This window comes from Halomonas sp. 707D4 (genome assembly GCF_024158685.1).
GTDB lineage: Bacteria > Pseudomonadota > Gammaproteobacteria > Pseudomonadales > Halomonadaceae > Vreelandella.
In genome coordinates this window covers 1-8862 of sequence record NZ_JAMZBD010000089.1, presented here as the reverse complement: position 1 = coordinate 8862, position 8862 = coordinate 1, and the positions used below count along the sequence as shown (strand labels likewise).

General features: G+C 63.5%; 7 protein-coding genes and 1 pseudogene. 2 read left to right on the top strand and 6 right to left on the bottom strand.

The genetic code is table 11. From position 1 onward, the window contains the following. From BIS11_RS05865 to BIS11_RS05840, 6 genes and pseudogenes are all read right to left on the bottom strand, one after another. Window positions 1-1508, bottom strand: a pseudogene (locus BIS11_RS05865) (hypothetical protein); the annotation flags it as partial. Window positions 1509-1519: 11 nt separating this feature from the next. Continuing rightward, window positions 1520-2311, bottom strand: coding sequence for a molecular chaperone (locus BIS11_RS05860; RefSeq protein ID WP_253422285.1), 792 nt, complete (start codon window positions 2309-2311; stop codon window positions 1520-1522). 52 nt (window positions 2312-2363) lie between these two features. Beyond that, on the bottom strand, window positions 2364-2918 hold the full coding sequence (locus BIS11_RS05855; protein WP_253422283.1) for a spore coat U domain-containing protein: 555 nt from the start codon (window positions 2916-2918) through the stop codon (window positions 2364-2366). Between the two features lie 3 nt (window positions 2919-2921). Beyond that, window positions 2922-3473 carry a spore coat U domain-containing protein gene (locus BIS11_RS05850; protein ID WP_253422281.1) on the bottom strand — a complete coding sequence of 184 codons (552 nt, stop codon included), beginning with the start codon at window positions 3471-3473 and terminating at the stop codon, window positions 2922-2924. Window positions 3474-3779: 306 nt separating this feature from the next. Then, entirely contained in the window at window positions 3780-5006 is a 1227-nt protein-coding gene (gene sstT / locus BIS11_RS05845; protein ID WP_253422279.1) for a serine/threonine transporter SstT, read from the bottom strand. Between the two features lie 254 nt (window positions 5007-5260). Then, a complete protein-coding gene (locus BIS11_RS05840; protein WP_253422276.1) occupies window positions 5261-5593 on the bottom strand; it encodes a hypothetical protein in 333 nt (110 codons plus the stop codon). 818 nt (window positions 5594-6411) lie between these two features. Here BIS11_RS05840 and BIS11_RS05835 point away from each other — a divergent pair. Both BIS11_RS05835 and BIS11_RS05830 read left to right on the top strand, forming a co-directional pair. After that, window positions 6412-8070, top strand: a complete 1659-nt coding sequence (locus tag BIS11_RS05835) for a DASS family sodium-coupled anion symporter (protein ID WP_253422274.1) — start codon at window positions 6412-6414, stop codon at window positions 8068-8070. Window positions 8071-8209: 139 nt separating this feature from the next. Beyond that, window positions 8210-8722 carry a CinA family protein gene (locus tag BIS11_RS05830; protein WP_253422272.1) on the top strand — a complete coding sequence of 171 codons (513 nt, stop codon included), beginning with the start codon at window positions 8210-8212 and terminating at the stop codon, window positions 8720-8722. Window positions 8723-8862: the final 140 nt, after the last annotated feature.

Here is an 8862-nt window from a genome sequence, read left to right as displayed (position 1 = left end):
GAAAGCGTCAGGTTCAGGCGGCCAAGCAGCGCGCGGCTGTAGGTCAGGTTCACGAGCCGCGTGCGCTGATCCTCGCCTTGGTCGATCGCGAAGTAGCCCGCCGCGAGCGTGCCGACACCTCCGAGCGAGGCACCGGCAGTGAGCTGGGTGACGTCGCGCCCGCGGCGAAGGCGCGTGGCCTGCAGGGTGCTCAAGTCCTCGAAGGCGTCGTCTTCGCGGGTGTGTCGAAGCCCCAGGTTGAAGCGCTGCCCCTGATAGCGATAGCCGGTGCTGATCGCCTGGCCCTGGTCGCTCTCGAAATGGCTCTGGCGATAGGCGGCCTCCAGCGAACCCAGATGCCAGAGCCGAAAGACACCGCCGGCGCCCAGCGTTGCAAGCTCGCGGGTACCCTCGCCCTGAAGCTCGAGGGTAAAGGCATCGGTCACGCCGCGCCGGTAGGCGCCCGCCAGCGCCAGCGGGCCGTAGTCGAAATCCGCCTGGCCGTAGCGGCGGCGCAGCGCGCCAAGGCTTGCACTGTAGCTCGAAAGCCCGGGCGCGAGCAGGTCGTTGACGACGTAGAAGGGCAGCGTATTGGCCACGCGGCGGCCCTGGGCGTCGGTGGTGACCAGCAGCGCCTCGCCGGCCCCGGTCACCAGCGGCAGGTTGGTCACAGTGTAGGGGCCGGGCGCGAGTTCGAGCGTTTCACGCCGGCTATCGTTGATGAACACGTCCAGTGTCGAGGGCAGGGCGGCTTCGCCGGAAAACGCCGGCAAGGGGTAGGTGATCAGATCCGGGCGCAGGCGAAAGTCCCGCGAGACCGATGCGCCGCCCAGGCGTACCGCGTTCGACCAGCCCGTGGGGCGCGTCAAGGTATCGCCGAGTTCGTAGGTGGCGAGGTTTTGCTGGTCGGTGTACTGCCAGTGGGTATCGAAGCGGCGATAGCCCGAGTCATCCCTTGGGCCGGTCAGCGCCTCGCGGTAGAGTCCGGAGGTGTAGAAAGTGCCGCGCTCGCCGAACAGGCGCAGCTCGTGCTGGAGGCTGGCGCCCCGGGCGTGCTCGCCATCGAAGGCGTAGGCGCTGTAGTTGAAAAGCGCCCCCTGGCTGGTCTGCGCCGCAATGAACTCGCTCTGGCGCCGATGTTCGAGCGCCTGATGCGCAAGCCAGGCGCCGGGCACCTGAAGATGCAGGCGCTGGGCAGGGCCGTCGTAGGTAGCGCTCAGCTGGTCGATCTCGCCAAGGCTTACGCGCTCCTCGCGGGAGGTGACCGGAAAGCCCTGCTCGATCAGGGTCCGGGTCTTGAGCCGGAAATCGTCGCCTTGCCGCCAGACCGGCACGACCTGACCGGTCGGGTGCTGGTTGATCACCAGCTCCAGATGGTAGACCAGCCAGGCATCATCGCCATGCGCGACGGGGGGCGGTATGCGCTGCGCCCAGGCCGGCGCAGCGACCAGTGCCAGAGCGCTCAGCCACAGCATCAGCGTGATGAGCCCATGTACGGGCCAGACGACGGGAGGCGCTGTCGAATCCATGCCGCTTCGCTCTAATGGGGGGCAATGACGTACTCGCGGCTACCGACCTGCGCGCTGAGCTCGCTCGGTGCGTCTGCGCCGGGGTCCAGCGGCCAGCGGCGGGTGCTGCCGGCCAGCACGTAACCCAGCAGCCCTTCGGCCACCGGGCGCGAAGCGGAGGCGAACGCTACCCGATTGAGGCGCACGTGATGATCGCCCCGATTGGTGATCTCGAGCATGCGACGCCCGCCGTCGGTGTAGGTGTGCCAGCCAAGCCCTGGGTAGTGGGGCGAGCTCGCCAGCGCCACGGGGTCGAGCGGCGCGGCCCCCTGGCCGTAGACGAACAGCGGCAGCGAATAGCGCATTTGAAAACGTACCCCGGCATTGGCGCCTTCCACGGCGCCGGCGATGGCGGCACCGGGAATCTCGTCGATGATGACGCGAAAGGCGTTTTCACGCGCCGGCGACACCGCGTCCTGACGGATGAGTCGGACCATCTGGCGCTCACCGGGCGCGATCTGGATCATCGGCGGACTGCCGACGATCGCCTGCTGAGGCAGAAACTGCTCCTCACCGCCGCGCTGCTCCCAGGCAAAGATGCGCAGCTGCATGACGAGTGCCGCATCGCCTTGATTCTCGAGCCACAGCGCCGTGGCACTTTCATCGTGCGGGATCTCGGGGTACAGCGGCCAGATCAGCAACGAGTTGGCCTGGCTCGCCGGCGCCAAGAGCCAGAGGAAAAGCGCCAGATACCTGGCCAGCCACGTGCCGAGCGTGGGGTGGCCGTTGGCAGTACGGGAGTGGCGAGCGTTGGCGATGTCCATGTCGTCTTCCTTGATATCAGTGGCGATAGGCGTGTTCGATGAACGCTCGAGATCACCAGGTCAGCGTCAGGGTGAGTTCGTCGGTGTAGTCACCGGCGGGCAGCGAGCCGGGAAGCGTCAGCCGGGCACGGATCGGAAACTGCACGTTGTCGGCGCCACTGCCGGTATTCACGGCAACGTCCTGATCGATTCCGATCGGCGTCTGGAACGAGGCGTCGCGGTACAGGCGATAGGCAAGAAACCTCGCTTGGCCCTGGTGGCGCAGTCTGCGGCTACCGTCCAGGGCGTGCTGGCCTGCCCCGACGCGCAGCGAGAGCGCGATGCCCGGCGTGCAGCTCAGCGTGACATCGCCAGCGCGAACCAGCGTGGTTTCGCGGGTCGCCTGGGAAAGCGCCGAGTCGATACCGAAATCGAGCCGGCCGATGCGCCCTACGGCTGCCCCCTGACTCGGCAGCCGATGGTTGACCAGACACCCCTGGCTCACTGTGGCCGCGACCTGGAACGTGGCGCTCGGCAGCGTCTGGGCGCCGGCCCCTTCACTGAGTAGAAGACCCAGCCACCCGGCCAGCGCGCCGCGCCAACAAGCCCCATGACGATGATCGCGCATGGCTCAGAACGTCAGCTCGACGCTCAGCGTATCGGTGTAGGTCCCGGCGGGAAGCGCGCCGTCGTCGCCGAAAGCGCGCCCGTAGAGCTCGATGACCTGAGGCGAGCCGTCGAAGGCCCCCAGTGCCACGGTTTCGCCTGCACTGATCAGGTCGGTGCGCGCATCGTTGCGATACAGGGAGTAGCCGATGAAATCACCGGCGCCATTGCTCATGGCGTGCACGCCTTCGGAGGCAGCGCCATCGTTGAGTCCGCTGGTGAGTTCGAAGGTCGGCTCGACGCCGGGAGAGCAGACGACCTCGATGCCGTTGGTACCGCCACCGGCCACCGTCGAATCTTCCTCCTCGAACACGGCCGGGGTGGAGCCGAAATCGATATCACCGAAATCCACCCCGGTGGTACCGGTTTGGCCATTCACGACGCAGCTGTCCACCAGGGTCATGGTGGCATCGATGGTGCCGGTGACCGTTTGTGCCTGCACCAGTCCTGGCAGGAAAAACCAACACGCGTAGAGCGGAGCGCCGAGGTGGGCGCGCTTGATCAGTCGAGTGCTCATGCCGTTCTCCGTTGACCGAAGACCAGACCTGTCCCATACCCTGATCACGCCCTGTCCCGCACGGCTGACCAGCGGCCATCGATCCGGTCGAAGTAGTGGTTGTTTTTACCGAATGGCAACTTAACTGATAGATGCCGAGCGCTGTGCGGTGGGTAGAATTTTGTAAATTATTATTTTGATTTGTTCTTGATCAAAGTAAGGGAAAGCGCGGTCTTTCACGGGCTTCAAGGATTTGCGTGAAAGTGGGGCATTGAACGCAGAAGGCCAGGGGTTGCCCTGGCCTTCAAACGTGAGGGATGAGAACGTTCAGGGGGTGATGGCCGCCTGCTTCGCCCGGCAGGCGGCGGCGGTGAACAGGACGTCCGTCGAGGAGTTGAGCGCGGTTTCGGTGGCGTCCTGGACCACGCTGATGACGAAGCCGATGGCGACCGCCTGCATGGCGACCTCGGTGGGGATGCCGAACAGGCTCGCCGCCATGGGAATCAGCATCAGCGAGCCGCCGGCCACGCCGGAAACCCCGCAGGCGGCCAGCGCCGAGACGACGCACAGCAGAAGCGCCGTGGGGAAATCGACCGGAATGCCCAGCGTATGGGTGGTCGCCAGGGTGATCACGGTGATGGTGATCGCCGCGCCGCACATGTTGATGGTCGCGCCCAGCGGAATCGAGATCGAGTAGGTGTCGGCGTCGAGCTCGAGTTTGCGGCAAAGCTCCAGGTTGACCGGGATGTTGGCGGCGGAGCTGCGAGTGAAAAAGGCGGTGATGGCACTGCCGCGAAGGCAGGTCCAGACCAGCGGGTAGGGGTTCTGGCGGGTCACGAAGTAGACCAGCAGCGGGTTGGTGACCAGCGCTACCACCACCATGCAGCCCACGATGATGCCCAGAAGCTGCGCGTAGTTGACCAGTGCCGAGAAGCCGGACTGCGCGAGCGTGCCCGCCACCAGGCCGAGGATGCCCAAGGGCGCCAGGCGAATCACCAGTGTCACCAGCCGGGTGACCGCCGACGCCAGATCAGAAAGCGCTGCGCGCGTGGTATCGCTCGATGAGCGAAGTGCAAGGCCGAGTCCCACCGCCCAGACCAGGATGGCGATGAAGTTGGCGTTCATCAAGGCGCTGACCGGATTGGCCACGGCGTTGAGCAGCAAATCGCGCAGCACGCTCAGGATGTCGCCGGGCGGGTTGCCGTCCGCCTGGGGCGCATCGAGGGCGATCTCGGTGGGCATCAGAAAGCTCGCGGCCACGGCGATCAGCGCGGCGATCAGCGTGCCGGCAACGTAGAGCCCCAGCACCGAGCGGATCTGGGTGGGGCGACCCTGGCGATGGGCGGCGATCGCCGCCATCACCAGCACGAAGACCAGAATCGGCGCCACGGCCTGGAGTGCCGCGATGAACAGCTGCCCCAGCAGCGCAAGCTTCAGGGCGGCGCCAGGCGCGAACAGCGCCAGCAGTGCCCCGACCACGATACCGATAATGATTTGAGAGATGAGGCCCAGTCGAAGAAGAGGGCGAAACGCTGCTTGGGCAGTCGCGATCATTGCAGAGCTCTTGGTCAGTCATACGAGACGACGCGGGAATGGCCCCGCGCCCGCGAGAAAGGGGGGCATTCTAGCAGTTGAGGGCGCTGGATGGGGGCAGGCGTCGAAAAAGTTGACTGCTTGGCGGCGCCTGGCTCGCGAGCGAAGGGGCAGCCATGATGAGAGTGAAAAGGGGCCAGCATGCAAAACGGCTTGCTTTCATGAGAAAGCAAGCCGTTTTGTTCACATGATGCGCCGGGAGCACATCGGGTCGATCAGGCGACAGCCATGTCGCGAGTCTCGTTCAGCGAGGCGACACCGGCAGCTGGCTGCGATGACATCACTCCTTGCTGCGCCTTCGCGGTTGCCTGCATGGCGTCCACCATGGCGTAACCCTTGTCGGTCAGTTCGATGACATCGGGAGAGGAGCCCCACTTGAGCAGCATCTCGTCCAGATGGCGCTCGGCGGTGTCGAAATGCCCGCAGTGACTCAGCATCTTGGCAATGGTGAAGTCGCATTCGGGGGTATCGAACATTTCCTCACGCAGTTCGTTGATCGCCAGCTGCAGGCCCGCTTCAGAGATATTTTCCAGTTTGATCGTTTGCATGCCACCACTCCTTGTGAATGCTTGATACTCAATTCGAAGTATTTACTTGTACGCGTCTTGTACTTCTCACACTAATACACCTTTGAAGCGGAAGCAATGCCCAATTTCTTGATCGAGGATAAAAAACGCGGGCATAAAAAAACCCCGCTGCGAGAGGCGGGGTCTTATCTCTGTACGCTGCGCGTCAAAGGGGTATGACGAAGGCGAGCGTGGCCAGACAGCCTGCGGAGAACGAGGCGGCCGTCAACCAGAGTAATTCCGGGTGGGCCTCTTTCTCGCGTCTAAGCTTTTGTTCGTTCAAGTATTTTTCGAGATGCTCCTGGCTTCCAGGCTGTGCCCCATTGAAAAGATGTTGGCGTATCATCTTAACTCCTTGAGCGTCGGTATGTTGAATGACCCCCTCGAACGTGTCCTTCACCGCCACCTCATGCTTATACAGGCATTTGCGAGGTGTTGGTTGAAGTATAGACTGCGTCCCGCTTTTGTGGTTCATGAAAGTTGTACAAAAAGTTAATCGGTGGGTCATCAAAGCGCCATATTGCTGCTGAGACAAGGGCCTGCGTTAAGCTTGCTAAGCATATTTAAAGCAGGAGCGGGCGTTTTTTACCGCTTTGCAGACCGTCACCCGCACGTGAACGCCACTACATAAAACTAAAGTTGTTAGACTTTGGTCGCAAAACGAGCCAATTCACTGGACTAATACCGCCTTGCAGTGAATAAAGGGCCCACTAAAATCTGCAACGCTGTTTTAGCGATCTCACAAGGCCCGCTGCGGCGAAGCGCCTTTCTGTTCACACGACTGCAAGCGGTACTGCATTATGCTCGGAACTGCCACACAATCGCTCTGGGGCCAACTCTGGCACTATCACTACCAGGCCAAGAACCTGTTGCTCTGCGCGCTGCCCACGCCTTCGGCGCCCGGCATGGCCAAGGGCGGCTCTGGCGCGCCTGGAGACCCGCAAGGCGATACGCCGCGCCCGCCGGCCTACAACAGGGCGCAAATGATCGGTCTGGTGCTCGGGCCGCTGCTGTTCGCCCTGACGGTACTGTTCTTTCACCCGGCGGACCTGAGCTTCGAAGGCCGCATGGTGCTGGCCACCACGCTGTGGGTCGCCGTCTGGTGGGTGACCGAGGCCATTCCCATTCCGGTTACGTCGCTTCTGCCCATCGTGCTCTTGCCCATCACCGGGGCGCTCGAGGGTAGTGCGGTCACCGCCGCCTACGGCAACCCCATCGTGTTTCTCTTTCTGGGCGGCTTCATGATCGCCCTGGCGATGGAGAAGTGGGACCTGCACAAGCGTATCGCGCTGACCATCATTTCCATCCTCGGTACCAGCATCAACAGCATCGTGTTCGGCTTCATGGCCGCCACGGGCTTTCTCTCCATGTGGGTCTCCAATACCGCGGCGGTGATGATGATGTTGCCGATCGGCACCGCCATCGTCTACCAGGTCACCCAGGAACTGGCCAAGACCGAGGGCGACCACGGCGCCGAGATCGACAAGTTCAGCAAGGCCTTGATCTTCGGCGTGGGCTACGGCGGCACCATCGGTGGCCTGGGTACGCTGATCGGCACGCCCCCCAACATCATCCTGGCGGCGGTGGTCAACGAGCTGTTCGGCTACGAGATCTCGTTTGCCAGCTGGCTGATGTTCGCCTTCCCGGTGGTGGTGGCGCTTCTGGTCGTCGGCTGGCTGATGCTGACGCGCTTCATCTACCCGATGAAGCTCAACAGCCTGCCCGGAGGCAAGGCGCTGATCAAAAAGGAAATGGAGGCGCTTGGCCGCACGAGCTTCGAAGAGAAGGCGGTACTTGCGGTATTCCTGCTGGCGGCGTTTTTCTGGATCACCCGCTCGTTTCTGTGGCAGGGCCAGATCATCAACATTCCCGGCATCAGCGATACCATGATCGCCATCGCCGCGGCGATCGCGCTGTTTCTGATCCCGTCGCGCACCAAGGGCGGCTGCCTGCTGGACTGGGAGATCGCGCGCGACGTGCCCTGGGGCATCCTGCTGCTGTTCGGGGGTGGCCTTGCCATCGCCGCGGGCTTCGGCTCCTCGGGTCTGGCCGCCTGGATGGGCGATCAGATGAGCGTGCTGGAAAACGTCAATTTCCTGATGGTGATCGTGCTCTCCACCGCCATGGTGCTCTACCTCACCGAGATCACCTCCAACACCGCGACCGCCACCATGATCCTGCCGGTGCTGGCGTCGCTTGCCCTGGCGCTCGGCGTCCACCCGTTCGTGCTGATGGTGCCAGCGGCCATGGCGGCCAACTGCGCCTTCATGCTGCCGGTGGGTACGCCGCCCAACGCGATCATCTTCGCCACCGGCAAGATCACCATCGCCGAAATGGTGCGCAACGGCTTCTGGCTCAACATCATCGCGCTGCTGCTGATCGTCTCGGCCACCTACTTCCTGCTGCCGATGCTGTGGGGCGTGGATCTCTCCACCTACCCGGACGCGTTTCGCAACTAGTCCCTGAGGTTTGATCGAGATTAAAGCCCCCGCCCTCGGCGGGGGCTATTTTATGGGGGCGAGGAAAACGCCGGAGCCACAAGAGCGCTCGCAATCTCAGGGAACGATACGCGAACGCCCAGGGCGAAGGAGCCTTCACATGTCGTTATTGGAAGACGTCTGTCACTACCTGCAAGAACACGAGCTCAAGCTCGCCACCGCCGAATCCTGCACCGCGGGGCTGATCGTGTCGGAACTGGCGCGCGTGCCCGGCAGCGGCCAGAGCATCGATTGTGGCCTTGCGGTCTACTCGCCCCAGGCGAAGAACCGTTACTTGGCCGTGAGCTTCGACACCATCGACGAGTACGGCCTGACCAGCGAGGAGACCAGCCGCGAGCTCGCCCTGGGGGCGCTGCACAACAACGACGCCAACGTCGCCCTCAGCAACACCGGTATCGCCGGGCCCGCGTCCCACGACGACATTCCCGTCGGAACCGTCTGCTTTGCCTGGGCCTTCGAACACGCCGGCAAGGAGTACCTGTTCAGCGAGACGCAGCGCTTCCCCGGCGAGCGCAACGAGGTGCGCCACGCGGCCGCTCACCACGCCCTGGAGCGCATCTCGGCGCTTCATCGCCAGGTGATCGACGGCAAGGCGTCCCCGATTGGCGACTGAGCCGGCGCGTCCACTACGCTGAAAGCGGGTACACCTACATCGATTGAACCGCGAGGAGACAAGGATGGAACAGCCAAGCGAACAGCAGGCCCGAATCCGCAAGGCCCTGAACGTCGACCCCCACATCGACGTGGCCCGGG

What these genes read in the sequence shown, in the direction of transcription:
- BIS11_RS05860 (WP_253422285.1), bottom strand. Translation starts at nt 2,311, where the DNA reads ATGGACATCGCCAACGCTCGCCACTCCCGTACTGCCAACGGCCACCCC.
- BIS11_RS05855 (WP_253422283.1), bottom strand. Translation starts at nt 2,918, where the DNA reads ATGCGCGATCATCGTCATGGGGCTTGTTGGCGCGGCGCGCTGGCCGGG.
- BIS11_RS05850 (WP_253422281.1), bottom strand. Translation starts at nt 3,473, where the DNA reads ATGAGCACTCGACTGATCAAGCGCGCCCACCTCGGCGCTCCGCTCTAC.
- sstT (WP_253422279.1), bottom strand. Translation starts at nt 5,006, where the DNA reads ATGATCGCGACTGCCCAAGCAGCGTTTCGCCCTCTTCTTCGACTGGGC.
- BIS11_RS05840 (WP_253422276.1), bottom strand. Translation starts at nt 5,593, where the DNA reads ATGCAAACGATCAAACTGGAAAATATCTCTGAAGCGGGCCTGCAGCTG.
- BIS11_RS05835 (WP_253422274.1), top strand. Translation starts at nt 6,412, where the DNA reads ATGCTCGGAACTGCCACACAATCGCTCTGGGGCCAACTCTGGCACTAT.
- BIS11_RS05830 (WP_253422272.1), top strand. Translation starts at nt 8,210, where the DNA reads ATGTCGTTATTGGAAGACGTCTGTCACTACCTGCAAGAACACGAGCTC.